Raw genomic sequence first — 18070 nt, forward strand, 5'->3', positions numbered from 1 at the left:
ACAATCGGGATTGACTTACCCGACTAGTTAACTCAACATTCCGGCACAATTCGCAGCCCTTCGCCAAGGCCCGCGCAACGGGGTCCCTGGCCGGGCCGCTTGCCATGACAAGGGACAGCCACCCATGAACTTCAAGACCCTCGCCATCCTGGGCACCACCGCGCTGACCGCCGTGCCGGCCTTTGCACAGACCTCCAAGAGCGATGTGCTGACGACCTATGCCGACATCGCCCATGCCGGCTACGAGGACAGCCTGATCACGGCCAAGGCCCTGCAGGCCGCCGTTGACGCGCTGATCGCCGAGCCGTCGGCCGAAACCCTGCAGGCCGCGAAACAGGCCTGGCTCGAAGCCCGCGTGCCCTACCAGCAGACCGAGGTCTACCGCTTCGGCAATGCCATCGTCGACGATTGGGAAGGCAAGGTGAACGCCTGGCCGCTCGACGAAGGCCTGATCGATTACGTCGATGCGACCTATGGCGGGGCGACCGAAGAGAACGAATATGCCGTGCTCAACGTCATCGCCAACCCGACCTTCACCCTGTCGGGCGAAGAGATCGATGCCACCGAGATCACGCCCGAACTGCTCGAAGGCGCGCTGCACGAGGCCGACGAGGTCGAATCGAACGTGGCCACGGGCTATCACGCCGTGGAATTCCTGCTCTGGGGCCAGGACCTGAACGGCACCGAATATGGCGCGGGCAACCGGCCCTGGACCGATTATGCCACGGGTGACGCCTGCACCGGCGGCAATTGCGACCGCCGTGGCGCCTATCTCAAGGCCGCGACCGACCTGCTGGTCTCGGACCTGGAATGGATCACCGGCCAATGGGCCGAAGGCGGCGAGGCCCGGGCCACCGTGCTGGCCGACGAAGACGCCGGGATCTCGGCCATGCTGACGGGCATGGGCTCGCTGTCCTACGGCGAACAGGCCGGCGAACGGATGAAGCTGGGCGTCATGCTGAACGATCCCGAGGAAGAGCATGATTGCTTCTCGGACAACACCTACAACAGCCATTTCTACGATGCCCTGGGCGTGCGGAATGTCTACCTGGGCGCTTATACCCGGGTCGATGGCACCGTGGTGACCGGCGCGTCGCTGTCGTCGCTGGTGGCCGAGGCCGATGCCGGCGTCGATGCCGAGCTGAAGGCCAAGCTGGACGCGACGATGATGGAAATGTCGGAAATGAAGACCGCGGCCGAGGCCGGGTTCTCCTATGACATGATGCTGGAACGGGGCAACGACAAGGGCGAAGCCCTGATCATGGGCGCGGTCAACGCGCTGGTCGACCAGACCGCCTCGATCGAACGGGCCGTGGCCGCGCTGGGGGTCGACCAGATCGATTTCGAAGGCTCCGACAGCCTCGACAACCCCGACGCCGTGTTCCAGTAACACCGGCCCGACGGTCCCGTCAGGGGGCCGGGCGGCCCGGGTCGCCCGCCCCGACACGAGGTGCGCAAGATGAGCAAACCGGCCAGCCCCTGCATCGGCGTGTGCAAGTTCAAGCGCGCGGGCCATTGCATCGGCTGTTCGATGACCAAGGACCAGAAGTCCCTGTTCAAGACGCTCAAGAAGGACAAGCACCGCCGCGCCTTCGTGGCCCTGCTGATCGACCAGCAGCTGCGGATGGGGCGTTACCTGCACTGGGCGCCGGCCTACCTGCGGCGCTGTGCGAAGAAGAAGACCAGGCCGCTGATCAGCCCCGACCGGCTGCGCGGCGCCAACCCGTAGGATGGGTGCACGCACCCATCCTACCGCTGGACGCAAGGGCCACGAGGGTCCGAAACGAAATGCGGCGCCCGAGACACTCGGACGCCGCACCGGAAACGAAGTACCTGGGGACGTTGCGGGGTGACCTGACTGCGTGGCTGGGCCTGCCTGGCTGCGGGACGGTGTAGGGACCGTCGTCCGTGGCTGGGTGGATCCTGGCTGCGTGGTTGGGAAACCTGGCTGCGTTCCTGGGGACCTTCCGACCGGGGCCGCGAACGGCCCCGGAAGATCTGTCTAGCACGGGTGCGGCGATCTGGCGACCGTCCCGGTGGCTGGCCCGCCGCTTGCCCGTCGCGGGCCATGTTCACGGCCCGGCATCTGTGTCGGCAATGCCCTGGGCACCCCCCTGACATCACCCCGGCGACCGCCCCTTTCCCGCCCGGCCCGAAAACCGGCCGGCATGGATCAGCAGGGCCGCCCGCCCGTCCGGCTCAGCCCAGGTGGGCGCGCAGGAACCAGGCGAATTTCTCGTGTTTCTGACCGCGTGCGATGCACAGGTCCTCGGTCAGCGCGTCGCCATGCCCGGCGGCCAGTTCACCGGCGCCGGCCACGGTGGCGGCCAGGGTTTCCTGGGCGGCCAGCATGGTTTCGATCATCTCGCGCGCTGTGGCCGTGCCTTCATGCTCGGCCACTTTCGACCGTTTCAGCATGCCGGCCAGCGTGCCTTCGGCGAACCCGCCCAGGATCTTCACGCGCTCGGCCAGCTCGTCCTGGGCCGCGAAATGGTCTTCGTAGATTTCTTCGAACAGGTGGTGCAGCGGGGCAAAACCCATGCCCGTGACGTTCCAGTGAAAGTTCTGGGCCAGCATGGTGGTCACGGCGGTTTCGGCAACCGACTGGTTCAGGGCCTCGACGATCTGGGCTTTGGCATCGGTCGACAGGGCTGCGGCGGTCTGGGTCATTTCCTGATCCTCGTATTGGGGGAAGCGGTGGACTGGCTGCGCATCGGCTCGTCCGTTGACCCCTACATAACAACGCCGCAGGATTTGCCAAGACCTTTTTAGAATAATTCTAATCCTAAGAAATTTCGTCGGAATTCCGGGCCTTTACCGAGCGCATTAGTCAACATTAACCACACCCGGACCGACGGAAACACTCAGGCATCCGCCTGCACGACCCGCCTAGCAACCGCAGGCTGAGGCCGCCCCTCCGGGCACCCGCAATCCAGCTTGTCACGATGATTTGAGCATGGGGCCCGCGCCCCGTTTCACGCCCGCCGCGGCAGGCCTTGGCGGCCGGTCAGACGGCCAGCCGGTCGCGGGCGTTGCGCAGCAGAAAGCCCAGGTTGCGGCAGGCCGCGGGATGGACCCGCGAGCGCAAGAGGAACAGCAGGCTGGCATCGTCGCCCCCGTCCATCGCCACAACGATCCGCAGGATCCAGGCCTCGTCAAAGGAAATCTCGGCCACGCCAGGGCGGTAGAAAACCGCAGGCTTTCCAATGGCTTGCGACATGCCCTTCACAAGGACCTCGGCATGGGCCGTATCGGCCACGTGGCGGTCCGACGACAGCACGGCACAGGCTTCGAACAGGTCGACACGCGCCGCCGCCCGGCAGCCCAAGGCCACCCAGCGCAGCCGGTCGAGAAAGCCGCGCAGCGCCGGCCCCGGCTCGGCCATGGGCGGACAGGCCGCATCTTCCCAGCCCAGATCGTCCCTTACTATGCGAAGTGGCACCATGCCGCAGCCTCGTTGACCCGTGATCCCGCGGAAAGGTCTCGCCTTTCCCTTTCCCGACCATAAAGATAAGAAATCCGTGCCAAAAGCAATGATAAGCTGTCAGCCCGTGAAATACCTGCCCTTTACCGCCATCGCCGTTGCCCTTGCCGGGCCGCTTCTCTCCGGCCCGCTGGCCGCGCAGGGGCATGCCCTGGACGATCCGCATGTCGTCATCGTGCCGCGCACGGAGGCCGAACAGGCCCGCATCGATGCCGTGACCCGCCCGACCGGCGATTTCACCACCCCCGAGACCTATGAGACCAAGCAGGGCGGCGCGGCCTCGGTCCGCCGGCGCGATACCTCCGAGGCCTTCAGCCAGCCTTCGGCCAACATGTCCTTTGAACGCGAGCTGGATTTCCGCGTCGGCAACGGGCTCTTCAAGAAGCTCTGGGTCTCGGCGCCGTCGTCGACGCTGGCCTCCGACGGGCTGGGCCCGCTCTACAATGCCCGGTCCTGCCAGCGCTGCCACCTCAAGGACGGGCGCGGCCACCCGCCCGAAAGCCCCGACGATTCGGCCGTGTCGATGCTGGTGCGCCTGTCGGTGCCCCATGACGGGCTGGCCCCGGTGCCGGCGATCGAAGGCTACCTGGCCGACATGCCCGACCCGGTCTATGGCGGCCAGCTGCAGGATTTCGGCATTGCCGGCCATGCCGCCGAGGCCCGGGTACAGATCACCTATGACGAAGAGCCGATTACCCTCGCCGGGGGCGAGACGATCAGCCTGCGCCGCCCGACGCTGACCCTGGCCGATCCGGGCTATGGCCCGATGCGCGACGACCTGATGGCCAGCGCGCGGATCGCCCCGCAGATGATCGGGCTGGGCCTGCTGGATGCCATTCCGGCGGCCGATATCCTGGCCCTGGCCGATCCCGACGATGCCGATGGCGACGGCATTTCCGGCCGGCCCAACATCGTCTGGTCGCTTGACCATGACCGGCCGATGCTTGGCCGGTTCGGGCTGAAGGCCGGCCAGCCTTCGATCCGCGAGCAATCGGCCGCGGCGTTTTCGGGCGACATCGGCATATCCACCAGCCTGCTGCCCTTTGGCGCCGGCGATTGCACCGCCGCCCAGACCGCCTGCATGGGCGCGCCCGATGGCAATGACGCCGATACCGGCGGGGTCGAGATCGGCGAGGACGGGCTGGAGCTGGTGTCGTTCTATTCGCGCAACCTCGGCGTGCCCGAACGCGGGGCGGTGGACGATCCGCAGGTGCTGCGCGGCAAGCAGGTGTTCTATGACACCGGCTGCATCGCCTGCCACACGCCCAAGTTCGTGACCCACCGGCTGGAAAACCAGCCCGAGCAGAGCTTTCAGCTGATCTGGCCCTATTCCGACATGTTGCTGCATGACATGGGCCCCGGTCTGGCCGACAACCGGCCCGAGGCCCGGGCCACCGGCCGGGAATGGCGCACGCCGCCGCTCTGGGGCATCGGGCTGACCGAAACCGTGTCGGGCCACAGCTATTTCCTGCATGACGGGCGGGCGCGGTCGCTTATGGAGGCGATCCTGTGGCATGGCGGCGAGGCCGAGCCGCAGAAACAGGCCGTGATCGGCATGGCCAAGCCCGACCGTGACGCCCTCGTCCGTTTCCTGGAGAGCCTCTGAATGAAGATCCCCCGCCTGATGGCAACCCTCACCGCCCCGTTCCTGCCGCTGGCCCTGGTGGCCGGGCCGGCGCTGGCCGGGCTGGAAGAGCTGACCGCCGGCCATATCCTGCCCGGCCATCATGCCTTTGCCGAAGACACCGCCGCGCTGGCCGAAACCGCCGCCGCCGATTGCCTGGGCGACGAGACCCGGGCGGCCTACCAGCAGGCCTTTGACGCCTGGATGGGTATCAGCCATATCCAGTTCGGGCCGATCGAACAGCTGAACCTGGGCCTGGCCGTGGCCTATTGGCCCGATCCCAAGAACCGCACGGGCAAGGCCCTGCTCGGGCTGATCGCCGATGAAGACCCGGTGGCCTATGACCGGGCGGCCTATCGCGAGGTGTCGATCGCGGCGCAGGGGCTCTTTGCCCTGGAACGGCTGCTGTACGATCCGGCCTTTACCGCTGATGCCTATACCTGCGCGCTGACCACGGCGATTGCCGGCGGGCTGGCCGACACGGCACTGATGCTGGACGAGGCCTGGCAGGGCTATGCCGAGATCCTGACCCGGCCGGGGCCGGAGAACCCGGTCTATCCCAGCCAGGCCGATGCCGCGCGCAAGGCCTATACGGCGCTGCTGGGCGGGCTGGAATTCACCCGTGACCAGCGGTTGGGCCGGCCCCTGGGCAGCTTTGACCGGCCGCGCCCGAACCGGGCCGAGGCCCGGCTGGCCGGGCGCAGCCAGCGCAATGTCGAATTGTCGCTGGCCGCCCTGCAGGAGATGGCGCGCACCCTGGCCGACGATCCCACCCCGCGCACCGAGGTGGCCTTTGCCGCCGCCCGGAGGCGCGCGGCCGAGCTGGACGACCCGGTCTTTGCCGGGGTGGCCGATCCGATGGAGCGCTTCCGGGTGGAATCGCTGGTCCAGGAGATCCGCGACATCCAGACCGAGCTGGGCACCGAGATCGGCAGCGCGCTGGGGGTGTCGGCCGGGTTCAACGCTTTGGACGGAGACTGACCATGCCTGATCGCCGCACGTTTCTGGGCTCGCTGATTGCGGCCACCTCGCTGGCCACGACCGGCTGGGCGGCGGCCGGCGGGCCGTCCTACCTGGCCGCGGCCCGCACCCCGGCGGGCGATTTCGCCCTGGTCGGGCTGGACACCGAGGGCCAGATCGCCTTTGACATCCCCCTGCCCGCGCGCGGCCATGCCGCCGCCGCCCATCCCCACGTGGCCGAGGCCGTGGCCATCGCCCGGCGGCCGGGCACCTATGGCATCGTGCTGGATTGCCGCACGGGTGACGTGCTGAGCCGGATCGAGGCGCCAGAGGGCCGGCATTTCTATGGCCATGGCGCCTTTTCCCGCGATGGCACGCGGCTTTACACGCCCGAGAATGTCTATGCCACCGGCGAGGGCCGGATCGGCATCTGGGACCGCGACGCCGGCTATGCGCGCATCGGCGAGGTGGCCTCGGGCGGGATCGGCCCGCACGAGATCCTGCGCATCCCCGGCACGACCCGGCTGGCCGTGGCCAATGGCGGCATCCGCACCCATCCCGACAGCGGGCGCGACAAGCTGAACCTGGAGGACATGGCCCCGAACCTGACGATCCTGTCCGAGGCCGGCGAGATCCTGGAACAGGCCGCGCTGGACCCGGCGCTGCACCGGAATTCCCTGCGCCACATCTCGGCGGCCGGTGACGGGCGGGTGGCATGTGCCTTTCAGTGGCAGGGCGACCTGTTCGACCCGGCGCCGCTGCTGGCGGTGTTCCACCCGGGGCGCGGGCTGGACCTGCTGGCGGTGCCCGAGGGGCGGTTGATGGCGATGGACGGCTATGCCGGGTCGGTGGCGTTCTTTGACGGCGACCGGCGCATTGCCGTGACCTCGCCCCGGGGCAGCGTGCTGCAGGTCTTTGACGCCGAGACCGGGTTCGAGAGCCAGATCCCGCAGGACGATGTCTGTGGCGTGGCCCCCGGGGCGCTGGGGGCGCTGGCCACCGACGGGCTGGGCCGGGTCAGCCGGATCGGCCGGACGGGCATGGTGGCGCTGGCCCGCCATCCGCTGGCATTCGACAATCACCTTGTCGCCCTGCCGCGCTGAAGGCGGCGGACCAACAGGGTACTTGGACCAAGAAGAAGCAGGGGACCTGCGCCCCACCCCGGCGCCGGTCTCAGAACATCGCGCGCAGGGCGGCTTCGACACGGTCGGGATCCAGCCGGTCACGGCGCGACAGCGGCGAGGGCCGGTCGCGCACCAGCCGGGCCGGGCTGCCGTCGATCTCCAGGATGCGGTCGCAGAGCGACAGGGCCTCGCGCCGGTCATGGGTGGTCAGCAGGGCGGCGGCGCCGGTCTGGTCGAGGCTGTCGCGCAGCAGGGCGCGCATCTGGTCCGCGGCCCGGGGATCGAGCGAGACCAGCGGTTCGTCGAGCAGGATCAGGCCCGGATCGACGGCCAGCGCGCGGCAGAGCGCGGCACGGCGCTGCATGCCCAGCGAGACCTTTTCGGGATAGTGATCGGCGGCCTCGGCCAGCCCGGCCCGGGCCAGCAGGGCGCGGGCGCGGTCCATGCCCCCGGCCCCGGGCACCAGGGCAATGTTGCGGGCCAGCGTGCGCCAGGGCAGCAGGCGCGGGGCCTGGAAGACCATGGCCAGCCGCCCTGCCCCGGGATCGATGCGCCCGTCGTAATCGTCATCCAGCCCGGCAATCAGCGACAGCAGGGTGCTCTTGCCGATACCCGAGGGGCCCAGCAGGCAGGCCCGTTCGCCCGGCGCCAGGCGGAAGGCGATGGGGCCGAGCACCGCCCGGCCGGCAAAGGCCTTGCCCTGCAGGGCGACATCAAGCCCGCTCATCGGCGCCACCGGCGGGTGGCCCGTTCCCAGGGCGCCAGGACCAGCCATTCGATGGCCTGCACGACCAGGATGAATCCCAGCGCATAGGCCAGGATGCCGGCAACGTCGAAGAGCTGGAACTGGGAATGGATTTCAAAGCCCACGCCGTTGGGCCGGCCCAGCAGCTCGACGACCAGCACGATCTTCCAGACCAGGGCCAGCCCGCCCCGGGCGGCGGCGGCGAAGAAGGGCGCCAGCTGGGGCAGCACGACATGGCGCAGCCGGTCGCGGCGCGGCAGGCGATAGACCCGGGCCATTTCGTCCAGGTCGGTCGACAGCGCCCGGGCGCCTTCGCGCAGGGTGGCCGCGACGTTGGGGATCTTGTTGATGGCCACGGCCGTCACGGCGGCGGTTTCGGTCAGGCCGAACCAGACGTAGCAGAGCACGATGGTGACCAGAGCCGGGACGTTGAGGAAGAAGATCACCCAGGACCACAGCAGCCGGTCGGCCCCGGGCGTCATGCCCAGCCAGATCCCCAGCGCCGAGCCCAGCGTCATGGCCAGGGCAAAGGCCGCGGCCACCCGGCCCAGCGTGGCGCCCATGTCGGCCATGTAGCCCAGCCGCCATTCCCGCTCGAAAGCCTGCCAGACCGCGCCCGGCCCGGGCAGCAGATCCGATTGCATCACCATGGCCACCAGGGCCCAGGCCACCAGCAGCAGACCCAGCGAGACCAGCGGCCAGGGCACCGCCCGCCCCGGAACCGTGCCGCCGTGCCCGGGGCGCGCGCCGCCCCGGGGCGCGGGATCAGCCGGCATCCGGCGTGGCAGCCGTGGGATCGTTGAACACGCCCGGATCGAAAGGCCCGGCCTCGGCCCGGAAGCCTTCGCCGCCCAGCTCGGTCAGCAGGTCATAGAGCGCCCGCGCGGCGTCGGTCTCGGCATCGGTCCAGGGCCCGGGGCGACCGGCCTGGAAGGCTTCGCGCAGGGCGATGAACTCGGCGTCATCCTTGACCCGCATCATCGGGCGCAGTGCCTCCCAGGCCGCGTCATCGGCCAGCGCCGCCCGCCCGGCCTCGGCCGCGCGCAACATGCCCGCCACGGTGTCACCGTCGCTGCGCGCGCTGTCCCAGACAAAGCCGATCATCGGCGGGGCCGGGTCGATGCCCAGCTCGACCATGGCCTCCTGCACGCCCACCAGGCGGGGCATGCCGATGGCCTCGAGCTTGGCCGCGAAATGCCAATAGGTCGACACCGCATCCACCGCTCCGCTTTCCAGCTGCTGCGACATCAGCGGCGGCGCGCCGAACAGCACCTTGGCCTCGCGGGTGATGTCGAAACCGCAATCGCGCGTGGCCAGGGCCTGCAGGATCAACCAGCTCTTGTCGGTCTCGCCGCCGACCACACCGACCGACTTGCCCTTGAGATCGCAGATCGTCTCGATCCCCGGCCGGGCCATCAGCGCGCCCAGCGTGTTGGAATAGGGCACGAATTCGATCGGCACGCCCCGGTCGCGCTGATACAGAGCCCAGACCCAGTCATCGACGATCATGTCGACATCGCCCGACCGGAAGGCCACCGAGGTGGCCGCTCCGCCGGCCAGCGGCACGGTGTCCAGGCGAAAGCCGTTGGCCGTGTCGAAACCGTTGGCCGTGATCGTCTCCATCAGCCAGTTGACCGTGCCGAACTTGAGCACGGCGATGCGCAGGACCGGCAGGTCCTGGGCGGCCGCCGGAACGGCCGGCAGCGACAGCGCAAGGGCGGCGCAGGCGGACAGCAGAAAGCGTTTCATTTCAGGATCCTGTTTCTGAGGATATAGCTGACCCCGCGGCGCCAGCTGTCATCGGTATTGCCACGAATGTCGGCCGATCCGCCACCGATCAGCGCACCGCTCTGCGCGTCGCGCAGGTAGAGCGTGAAGGACAGGATCAGGTTCGAGGTCTTCTGGAATTCGCCGGTCATGGCCAGGTCGGCGCCCAGGTCACGGGCAAAGCCGCTGTCGCAGCCGTTGCACTGGGCGAGATTGGCAAAGAGATCGGCCCGCCCGGCGACCGGCGCGGTATCGACAAAGGTGAACCGGCCGCTGTCGGTCATGGCCGCGACGATCTGGTCCTCGGCCGCCCGGCGCCGGGCTTCTTCGGCGGGTGTCACCGCTTCGAGGCTGGTGTTGATCAGCGTGATGCCGAAAAAGGCCACGCTTGCCGGTGACGCCTGCGCGGCACCCGAGGGCACGGTATCCGCGGTATCGCCCGCGGTATTCGTCGTGCCCGCCCGCGCCGCCCGACCCGGTGCCATGGCCACACCGGCCGCTGATGCCAGCCCCGCCAGGGCCAGTCCCACAAGCTTGCGTCTGTGCATGCCGCTCCCCACGGTCCAGGCAGGCCGCCCGGTCGGCCCACCGCGCGCAGCATAGACCGAAACGGGGCTAAGATCCTAGCCCGTCGGGAAAATCCTACTTTGGTCTAAGACCCGCTCTCAGAATGTGAGAGCGCCCGGCCACGGGTTTCGCCCCGGGTTGACGGAACGGCCGGCGCCCGGCTTGATCGATGGTGGGAGTAGATCATGCCACCAGTGGCAGAGGGGGAGTTCATGCGCCGTAGCATCACGCGGGCCGTTCGCGCGGCCTTCGTCTGTACGCTTGCCGGCGGGATCGGCCTGGGCGGGGTCGGGTTCGGCGGAACGGGCATGGCCCGGGCCGAGGCCAATGCCCGCATCGGGCTGGTGCTGGTCCGCGATGACGACGCGCCCATCCCCCTGTCGCGGCTGGAAGATCCGGCCGACGACCAGGCCATCGCCGGGGCCGAGGTGGCCATTGCCGACAATTCCACGACCGGCCGTTTCCTGAACCAGACCTACGAGCTGACGGTCATCCCCACCGCTCCCGACGACGCCGTGGCCGCCGTGGCCGAGGCCCGGGCCCAGGGCATCGATTTCTTCGCCGTGGCCGCCGATGCCCCGCTCCTGGGCGATATCGCCGGGGCCGTGCCCGAGGCGCTGGTCTTCAACATCCGGGCCACCGACGACAGCCTGCGCCTGGCCGAATGCCGGCCCAACCTGTTCCATGTCGCGCCCAGCCGGGCGATGAAGGCCGATGCCCTGGCGCAGTACCTTGTCTGGAAAAAATGGACCCGCTGGTTCCTGATCCATGGCTCGCACCCCGAAGACATCGCCATGGCCGAGGCCTATCGCCGGGCCGCGCGCAAGTTCGGTGCCGACATCACCGAAGAGCGGGTCTTCGAGGACACCGGCGGCGCGCGCAGCAGCGACAGCGGGCACGTGCTGGTGCAACGCCAGATCCCGGTCTTCACCCAGAATGCCAAGCGCCACGACGTGGTCATCGCGGCGGACGAGAACGAGGTCTTTGGCCTTTACCTGCCCTATCGCACCTGGGATGCCCGGCCGGTCGCCGGCGATGCCGGGCTGCGCGCCCGCGACTGGCACGCCGGGTCCGAGGCCTGGGGCGGTGCCCAGTTGCAGACCCGGTTCGAGAAACATGCCAACCGCCACATGACCGGCCCCGATTACCTGGCCTGGCTGGCCCTGCGCGTCATCGGCGAGGCCGTCACCCGCACCGACAGCGCCGCGCCCGACACCATCCGGGCCTACCTGCGCTCGGACGATTTCGAGATCCCCGGCTTCAAGGGCCTGCCCCTGTCGTTCCGGCCGTGGAACCAGCAATTGCGCCAGGGGATCATGCTGGCCGACGGGCCGTTGGTCGTCTCGGTCTCGCCGCAGGACGAATTCCTGCACCAGCGCACGCAGCTTGACACGCTGGGCTACGACGAACCCGAAACGGAGTGTTCCCTTGCCGATTAAGTATCTCCTGCCCGCGCTTTTCGCCGCCGGCCCCGCCCTGGCCAACATTGCCTACGTGTCCAACGAACGGGGCAATTCGGTCACCCTGATCGACACCGACACGCTCGAAGTGCTGCGCACGATCGACACCGGCCAGCGCCCCCGGGGCATCACCATTTCGCCCTCGGGCCACGAGCTGTACCTCTGCGCCTCCGATGACGACACGGTCGAGGTCTACGACCCCAAGACGATGGAGCTGCTGCACACCCTGCCCTCCGGGCCGGACCCGGAATTGTTCGTGCTGCATCCCTCGGGCAATCCGCTTTACATCGCCAACGAGGACGACAACATCGTCACCGTGGTCGATGTCGAAAAGCACAGCGTGCTGGCCGAGATCCCGGTGGGTGTCGAACCCGAGGGCATGGGCGTGTCGCCCGACGGCAAATACGTGGTCAACACGTCGGAAACGACCAACATGGCCCATTTCATCAACACCGAGACCTACGAGCTGGACATCAACACGCTGGTCGACAGCCGGCCGCGCTTTGCCCAGTTCACCGATGACGGGGCCAAGCTGTATGTCTCGGCCGAGATCGGCGGCACGGTCAGCGTGATCGACCCGGCCAGCGGCGACATCACCAAGAAGATCGGTTTCGAAGTGCCGGGCATCGTGCCCGAGGCGCTGCAGCCGGTCGGCGTGCGGGTGACCGGCGATGGCAAGACGGTCTTCGTGGCGCTTGGCCCGGCCAACCGGGTGGCGGTGATCGACGGCGAGACCGACGAGGTGGTCGATTACCTGCTGGTCGGCCAGCGGGTCTGGCAGCTGGGGTTCACGCCCGACGAGAAATACCTGTTCACGACCAATGGCAATTCCAACGACGTGTCGGTCATCGACGTTGCCGCGCGCAAGGTGATCAAGTCGATCCCCGTGGGCGAACAGCCCTGGGGCGTGGTTGTCTCGCCCGATTGACGGGCGGAAACGGGTCCTGGCCAGACCGACGGGCAGAGTTGGAACAATGCCCTGATGCCGGGCGGGGCCGGATCAACGCCCGGATGACGAACCGAGCTGGATCGCCCGGCTGACAGGCGGAACCGGGTCACCGCCATACGGACAGCCCGGGCCGGACCATCGCCGGACCAACGACCGCCCGACGCCGTACCGCCCCGGCACAGGGCATTGAGACATGGCCCCCAAGCCGGGCCACAAGGATGACCCCACACCTGGCCCCGCCCCGGGGCTGCACCGAAACTCCAGGGAGGAGAGAATGAAACACCTGATTGCCGCCGCGGCCCTTGCCCTTGTGGCCGGCCCGCTTGCCGCCGCCCCGCTGTGCGACAACCTGGGCTTTGCCGGCCTGTTGGCCAAGTGCAACCGCGAGGAACTGCCCCGCGTGACGCTCTCGGCCGGCCAGCCGCTGTCCGAAGGTCCCATGGCCCTGAAATCCGGGGTCTATTACACGATGTACATCGAAGCCGACGGCAGCCAGGAGCTGGCCCTTGTCGGCCCCGAGTTCTTCCGCGCGATCTGGATCAACGAGGTTGTCATCAACGATCTCGAAATCCGGCCGATGGCGCTGGACAGTTTCGAATTCGATGATGAAGGTACCATCAGGTTCACCTTCATTGCCATCAAGCCCGGCCGCTACGAGCTCAAGATCCCGGGCTCGACCGGCGACAGTCAACGTGTGGAGATTTCGATCCAATGACCCGTAAACCTGCCTCTGCCCTGGCCCTGGCCGCCGCCCTTGGCGCGGTTCTGGCCCTGCCTGCCCCCGTCCTGGCCGACGAGATGCCCAGCGAAGCCGAGATGGAAGCCATCCTCGACGTGCTCGACAACCTGGAATGCGAAATGGATCCCGACGACATCGAGATCGAGGACGAAGGCTACGAGCTGGACGATGTCTTCTGCGCCGATGGCCAGTACGACATCGAGCTGAACAAGCAGTTCGAGGTCGTCGAGAAGCGCAAGGAATAACCTTGGCCGCGTCCGACCTGTCACCCGATGCGCAGGCGCCCGCCCTTTCGGTTGCGGGCGTCAGCCATTCCTACGGCCCGCGCACGGCGCTGGACGACGTGTCGCTCGACGTGCCGCGCGGGCGCTTTGTTGCCCTGCTGGGCGTGAATGGCGCGGGCAAGTCGACGCTGTTCAACCTGGTCACCCGGCTGTTCACCACCCGCCGGGGCCGGATCTCGATCTGCGGCCATCCGGTCGACAGCGCGCCCCGCGCGGCGCTGGCCGCGACCGGCGTGGTGTTCCAGACCCGGGCGCTGGATGTCTCGCTGAGCGTGGCCCAGAACTTTCGCTACCAGGGCGCCCTGCATGGCCTGCCCTGGGCACGGGTCGAGCCGCGCATGATGGCCCTGCTCGATCGCATCCACATGGCGGACCGGGCCGGCGACAAGGTCGGCCGGCTGTCGGGCGGCCAGCTGCGCCGGGTGGAAATCGCCCGCGCCCTGCTGCACGGGCCCCGGCTGCTGCTGTGCGACGAGGCCACTGTCGGGCTGGATGTCCAGTCGCGGGCCGATATCGTGGCCGATGTGCACCGGCTGGCCGCCGAGGATGGTACCGGCGTGCTCTGGACGACCCACCTGATCGACGAGATCTGGCCCGACGACCCTGTGGTCGTGCTGCATCGCGGCCGGGTGCTGGCCCGCGACACCGCCCGGGCGCTGGCCGGGGACGGCACGCTGCAACAGGCCTTCCTGGCCATGACCGGCCCCGATGCCGCCACGCCCGCCCCGCCTGACACGGCCGAGATACCCGCGTGACCGGCTGGTGGATCTGCCTGCGCGGGATTTTCTGGCGCGAGATGCTGCGCTTTGTCCAGCAGCGCGAACGGTTCTTCGCCGCGCTGGTGCGCCCGCTGGTCTGGCTATTCATCTTTGCCGCGGGCTTTCGCGCCGTGCTGGGCCTGTCGATCACGCCGCCCTACGTGACCTACGTGCATTACGAGGTCTATGTCGTGCCCGGGCTCTGCGGCATGATCCAGCTGTTCAACGGCATGCAATCCTCGCTGTCGATGGTCTATGACCGCGAGACCGGGGCCATGCGCACCCTGCTGGTCAGCCCCTACCCGCGCGGCTTCCTGCTGTCGGCCAAGCTGCTGGCCTCGGTCATGGTGTCGCTGCTGCAGGTCTATGCCTTCCTGCTGATCGCCCGGATCTGGGGGGTGGATCCGCCCTGGGCCGGCTACCTGGCCGCGGCCCCGGCGCTGGTCCTGTCGGGCATCGTGCTGGGGGCGATCGGGCTGTTCATCTCGTCGGCGGTGAAACAGCTGGAGAATTTCGCCGGGGTGATGAATTTCGTGATCTTCCCGATGTTCTTCGCCTCGTCGGCGCTCTACCCGCTCTGGCGGGTGCGCGAAGGCTCGGTGCTGCTGTGGCAGATCGGCCAGCTCAATCCGTTTACCCATTGCGTGGAACTGATCCGCTTTGCGCTCTATCTTCAGATCAACTGGCTGGCCCTGGCCGTGGTGGTGGCCACCGGCGCCCTGTTCCTGGGCGCGGCGCTCTGGGCCTACAACCCGTCGCGCGGGCTGATGAGCAAGCGGCGATGACAGGACCGGGCGCCGGTGCGCCCGAGGGAGGACAAGACAGATGACATCCAGACATGCGATCCCCGGCCTTGCGGCCCGCCGCCCGACACTCACCCTTGTGCCGCGGCTGGTTCTGGGGCTGTTTCTGGGCCTGGGCCTGGCCCCTGCCGGCCCGGCCCGGGCCTTCGGCGACGAAAACTGGCCCTGCGTGCAGCGCAAGGTCGAACACATGTCCTGGGGCCAGATGTGGACCGGCCCGGCCCTGCCCGAAACGGCGGCCTGGCGCCAGGATGCCCAGCTGGCCGAGCTGGTGCCCCTGCTGACCGCCCGGGGCGTGTCGCTGGACCGGATCGCGCCGCTGCTGGCCGGGCTGGAGGCCACCGAGACCGAAACCCGTGACGAACGCCTGACCCGGCTGTTTGCCGGGGCGTTCCAGGAGATCGACACCGAGCGATATCGCATCATCGGCGGGATCAGCCGCTTTGCCGAGAAACACCGCGGCCTGTCGGAACAGATCGACACCAAGCGCGAAGAGGCCGCCCGCCTGCTGGCCGTGGCCGAGGATACCGATGCCAATGACGCCTGGGATGCCTACGAGGCCCTGGAAGACGAGATCTACTGGGACACGCGGATCTACCAGGACCGCCAGCGGTCGATCACCTATGTCTGCGAAAGCCCCGTCCTGCTGGAAAAACGCGCCTTCGCCGTCGCCCGCCTGATCCTGGCAGAGATGGGTCAATGACCCATCCCACGATTGGCGCCCTTGCCGGAGATCACCGAAGGTAGACAGGCGTTCGGCCGGATATTTGGAAAGAGAAAGAAGCAGGAGCGCGGCGCTTGCAGCTTCTTTCTCTTCTTAAATATCCGGCCGGACTTCAGCCAGCTGGTGCAACATTTCAGAAAAGGGCCCCCAAACGGGCCACGGGGATCAGGGCGCCCAGGGCTGGATCTTGTCCAGGGGCAGGTCCTCGAAGCTCCAGCCGTCGAGCCCGTCGGGATACCAGATGACCCGGGCATAGCCCAGTTCCGTCATCGCCCGCTTGGCCGCGTTCCAGGACATCCAGCAATTGATCTGGCAGAAGAACACCACAGGGGCGGCCTTGTCGCCGGCGGTGGCCGCGTCAAGCCCCTGTTCGAGGTAGGCATTCATCCCCGGCGGCATGCGCCCGTAGCCCGTGTTGGGCAGCCAGGCCGCGCCGGGGATCGTCGCCCGGGGCTTGTCGATCCAGAGCGTCCCCTCGGGCAGGTTGTCAGGCCGGGGCGGACGGGGGAAGACATCGACAAAGACCGCCCCGCCATCTTGCCACAGCGCCCGGGCGGCCGGGGTATCGACCACCTGGGCCCCTTGCAGCGTGTCGGGCACGGGCGAGCGGTAATCGTCGAGCTTGTAGCCCGGCGGCTCGGGCACGCCCTGGGCCAGGGCCGGACCGGCCAGGAGGCAGATCAGGACAGCCGCTTCACTCCGCACGCCCGAACTCGTCGACCAGGGGCACGCCGTATTCGGTCAGGATGGCATCGATCTCGTCCTGGTTGCGCCGGATCAGCGAATTCAGCTCGCGCTTCCAGCTCAGCTCGCCCTGCCGCACGCCCATGGTGATCCGGTAGAACAGGCGCGGCGCGCCGTCTTCCTTGAGCAGCGGGGTCACCACGACCTCGGCCCCGGTCTCGCGCGCGTAATAGCCCGCCAGCGGACCCCAGAGCACCGCGGCCTCGATCTCGCCGGCCTGCAGGTCGGCCAGCATCTGTTCGGCCGGGCTTTCCGACCGGCGATCGACCATCAGCTTGTAGCCCCGGGCATCGCCGATCAGCCCGTAGCGCGCCATGTGGGTGGCCGGCGGGCTGCCCGCCGTCACGCCCAGCACCCGGCCCTGCAGGCGCGGGTCGCCCAGGTGGTCGACATCGGCGATCTCGCTGCCCTGCGGCACGACGATGGCATAGGCCGAGGTGTAGTAATGGTTGGTGTTCAGGACCAGCTCGTGGCCCTGGGCAAAGCCGATCACCACGTCGCACTTGCCGATGGCCAGGGTCCGCCGCACGAAGCCCACGGCCTGGGGGAACCAGGTGTATTGCACCGGCCGGCCCATCTTGTCGGCAAAGAGCTGGGCGATGCGGTTTTCGAACCCGTCTTCCTGCTGGTTGGAAAAGGGCATGTTCGCCGGATCGGCACAGACCCGAAAGAAATCCTTGCTGACCAGGTCCGACGTATCCGTCTCGGCCCCGGCCTCCGCCGCCACGAGGCACAGCCCCAGGGCGGCGGCGGAAAGCAGGCCCGTGGGCCGGGCCAGCCTGCGCGCGAGGTGACCGATCAGCCCATGCACGCGTTTTCATCCTCGACGAACTGCTCGGACTTGGCCGCCTTCTTGGCCGGCCGGCCGCGCGGGATGGCATCGGCGCCGCGCGCCTTGAGATAGATGTAGATATCGTCCAGGTAGCACATCACGTTCTTGTTCAACCCGAAGGCCGGCATCACCTGGTTGTCGGCCGCATCGACCACCTTGCGGCCCTCGACGGCGACATAGACGAAATCGTAGTAATCCATGTCCACGGCGCTGTCCTTGAGCGCCGGAGCATAGGACGAGCCTTCGCCGTCGGGCCCGTGGCAGACATGGCATTCGGCATGGTAGCGCCGGAAGCCCGAGAAGGTATACCAATCCACCGTGCCATCCTCGGCCACGTTGTAGGTCGGCACGTCATCCTCGGTGAAATACTTGCCGCCCTCCTCGTAGGCGGCGGTGAGGTTGTCGATCTCTGCATCCTGGGCCAGGACCGGCACGGCGGTCAGGACAAGCGCCAGGCCGGCGGACAGAGCGTGGTGGATGGGTTTCATCTGATTCCTTTCTGGGAT

General features: G+C 68.1%; 21 protein-coding genes. 12 read left to right on the top strand and 9 right to left on the bottom strand.

Features of this window, described 5'->3' with window-relative positions:
• The first annotated feature begins 124 nt into the window (after positions 1-124).
• Both ACK3BB_RS15905 and ACK3BB_RS15910 read left to right on the top strand, forming a co-directional pair.
• On the top strand, positions 125-1390 hold the full coding sequence (locus tag ACK3BB_RS15905; protein ID WP_428925617.1) for an imelysin family protein: 1266 nt from the start codon (positions 125-127) through the stop codon (positions 1388-1390).
• 69 nt (positions 1391-1459) lie between these two features.
• Positions 1460-1729, top strand: a complete 270-nt coding sequence (locus ACK3BB_RS15910) for a DUF1289 domain-containing protein (RefSeq protein WP_428925618.1) — start codon at positions 1460-1462, stop codon at positions 1727-1729.
• A gap of 470 nt (positions 1730-2199) precedes the next feature.
• On the opposite strand, the gene ACK3BB_RS15915 is transcribed toward ACK3BB_RS15910, so the two are convergent.
• Together ACK3BB_RS15915 and ACK3BB_RS15920 are read right to left on the bottom strand one after the other, a co-directional pair.
• Positions 2200-2670, bottom strand: coding sequence for a Dps family protein (locus ACK3BB_RS15915; protein WP_428925619.1), 471 nt, complete (start codon positions 2668-2670; stop codon positions 2200-2202).
• Positions 2671-3007: 337 nt separating this feature from the next.
• Positions 3008-3445 carry a hypothetical protein gene (locus ACK3BB_RS15920; protein WP_428925620.1) on the bottom strand — a complete coding sequence of 146 codons (438 nt, stop codon included), beginning with the start codon at positions 3443-3445 and terminating at the stop codon, positions 3008-3010.
• A gap of 88 nt (positions 3446-3533) precedes the next feature.
• Between ACK3BB_RS15920 and ACK3BB_RS15925 the strand changes: the two genes are divergently transcribed.
• The 3 genes from ACK3BB_RS15925 to ACK3BB_RS15935 are packed head-to-tail and all read left to right on the top strand — an operon-like array spanning position 3534 to position 7171.
• On the top strand, positions 3534-5090 hold the full coding sequence (locus tag ACK3BB_RS15925; protein ID WP_428928754.1) for a di-heme oxidoredictase family protein: 1557 nt from the start codon (positions 3534-3536) through the stop codon (positions 5088-5090).
• Positions 5091-6089, top strand: coding sequence for an imelysin family protein (locus ACK3BB_RS15930; protein WP_428925621.1), 999 nt, complete (start codon positions 5091-5093; stop codon positions 6087-6089).
• A 2-nt stretch (positions 6090-6091) separates the two neighbouring features.
• Positions 6092-7171, top strand: coding sequence for a DUF1513 domain-containing protein (locus tag ACK3BB_RS15935; protein ID WP_428925622.1), 1080 nt, complete (start codon positions 6092-6094; stop codon positions 7169-7171).
• Between the two features lie 70 nt (positions 7172-7241).
• Here the strand turns inward: ACK3BB_RS15935 and ACK3BB_RS15940 are convergent, their stop codons facing one another.
• From ACK3BB_RS15940 to ACK3BB_RS15955, 4 genes are read right to left on the bottom strand one after another with little or no spacing between them, the layout of a single operon-like run.
• Positions 7242-7919, bottom strand: coding sequence for an ABC transporter ATP-binding protein (locus ACK3BB_RS15940; protein ID WP_428925623.1), 678 nt, complete (start codon positions 7917-7919; stop codon positions 7242-7244).
• The gene (locus ACK3BB_RS15945) at positions 7916-8644 is read right to left on the bottom strand and encodes an ABC transporter permease (protein ID WP_428925624.1); all 729 of its coding nucleotides are present in this window, start codon (positions 8642-8644) and stop codon (positions 7916-7918) included. The genes ACK3BB_RS15940 and ACK3BB_RS15945 overlap by 4 nt, the downstream gene beginning before the upstream one ends.
• A gap of 58 nt (positions 8645-8702) precedes the next feature.
• On the bottom strand, positions 8703-9686 hold the full coding sequence (locus ACK3BB_RS15950) for an ABC transporter substrate-binding protein (RefSeq protein ID WP_428925625.1): 984 nt from the start codon (positions 9684-9686) through the stop codon (positions 8703-8705).
• On the bottom strand, positions 9683-10252 hold the full coding sequence (locus tag ACK3BB_RS15955; RefSeq protein ID WP_428925626.1) for a DUF3280 domain-containing protein: 570 nt from the start codon (positions 10250-10252) through the stop codon (positions 9683-9685). The genes ACK3BB_RS15950 and ACK3BB_RS15955 overlap by 4 nt, the downstream gene beginning before the upstream one ends.
• A gap of 231 nt (positions 10253-10483) precedes the next feature.
• Between ACK3BB_RS15955 and ACK3BB_RS15960 the strand changes: the two genes are divergently transcribed.
• The 7 genes from ACK3BB_RS15960 to ACK3BB_RS15990 all read left to right on the top strand — a co-directional run bounded on the left by ACK3BB_RS15960 (position 10484) and on the right by ACK3BB_RS15990 (position 15967).
• Positions 10484-11710: an ABC transporter substrate-binding protein gene (locus ACK3BB_RS15960; protein WP_428925627.1), complete on the top strand. Its 1227-nt coding sequence runs from the start codon at positions 10484-10486 to the stop codon at positions 11708-11710.
• Positions 11700-12659, top strand: coding sequence for a YVTN family beta-propeller repeat protein (locus ACK3BB_RS15965; RefSeq protein ID WP_428925628.1), 960 nt, complete (start codon positions 11700-11702; stop codon positions 12657-12659). The genes ACK3BB_RS15960 and ACK3BB_RS15965 overlap by 11 nt, the downstream gene beginning before the upstream one ends.
• Positions 12660-12954: 295 nt before the next feature.
• Positions 12955-13395 (top strand): hypothetical protein, encoded by a 441-nt coding sequence (locus ACK3BB_RS15970; RefSeq protein WP_428925629.1) that lies wholly within the window; start codon positions 12955-12957, stop codon positions 13393-13395.
• A complete protein-coding gene (locus ACK3BB_RS15975; protein WP_428925630.1) occupies positions 13392-13664 on the top strand; it encodes a PepSY domain-containing protein in 273 nt (90 codons plus the stop codon). Before ACK3BB_RS15970 ends, ACK3BB_RS15975 begins: the two co-directional genes overlap by 4 nt.
• A 2-nt stretch (positions 13665-13666) precedes the next feature.
• Positions 13667-14458, top strand: a complete 792-nt coding sequence (locus ACK3BB_RS15980; RefSeq protein WP_428925631.1) for an ABC transporter ATP-binding protein — start codon at positions 13667-13669, stop codon at positions 14456-14458.
• A gap of 41 nt (positions 14459-14499) precedes the next feature.
• Positions 14500-15246, top strand: coding sequence for an ABC transporter permease (locus ACK3BB_RS15985; RefSeq protein WP_428928755.1), 747 nt, complete (start codon positions 14500-14502; stop codon positions 15244-15246).
• A 40-nt stretch (positions 15247-15286) separates the two neighbouring features.
• The gene (locus ACK3BB_RS15990; RefSeq protein ID WP_428925632.1) at positions 15287-15967 is read left to right on the top strand and encodes a hypothetical protein; all 681 of its coding nucleotides are present in this window, start codon (positions 15287-15289) and stop codon (positions 15965-15967) included.
• 186 nt (positions 15968-16153) lie between these two features.
• On the opposite strand, the gene ACK3BB_RS15995 is transcribed toward ACK3BB_RS15990, so the two are convergent.
• Genes ACK3BB_RS15995 through ACK3BB_RS16005 form a run of 3 tightly spaced genes read right to left on the bottom strand, consistent with a single transcriptional unit; the run spans position 16154 to position 18052 of the window.
• The gene (locus ACK3BB_RS15995; RefSeq protein ID WP_428925633.1) at positions 16154-16693 is read right to left on the bottom strand and encodes a PQQ-dependent catabolism-associated CXXCW motif protein; all 540 of its coding nucleotides are present in this window, start codon (positions 16691-16693) and stop codon (positions 16154-16156) included.
• Positions 16683-17492, bottom strand: a complete 810-nt coding sequence (locus ACK3BB_RS16000; protein ID WP_428928756.1) for a substrate-binding domain-containing protein — start codon at positions 17490-17492, stop codon at positions 16683-16685. Before ACK3BB_RS16000 ends, ACK3BB_RS15995 begins: the two co-directional genes overlap by 11 nt.
• Positions 17493-17530: 38 nt before the next feature.
• On the bottom strand, positions 17531-18052 hold the full coding sequence (locus ACK3BB_RS16005; RefSeq protein ID WP_428925634.1) for a c-type cytochrome, methanol metabolism-related: 522 nt from the start codon (positions 18050-18052) through the stop codon (positions 17531-17533).
• Positions 18053-18070: the final 18 nt, after the last annotated feature.

This window comes from Marinibacterium sp. SX1 (assembly GCF_050389775.1).
GTDB lineage: Bacteria > Pseudomonadota > Alphaproteobacteria > Rhodobacterales > Rhodobacteraceae > Marinibacterium.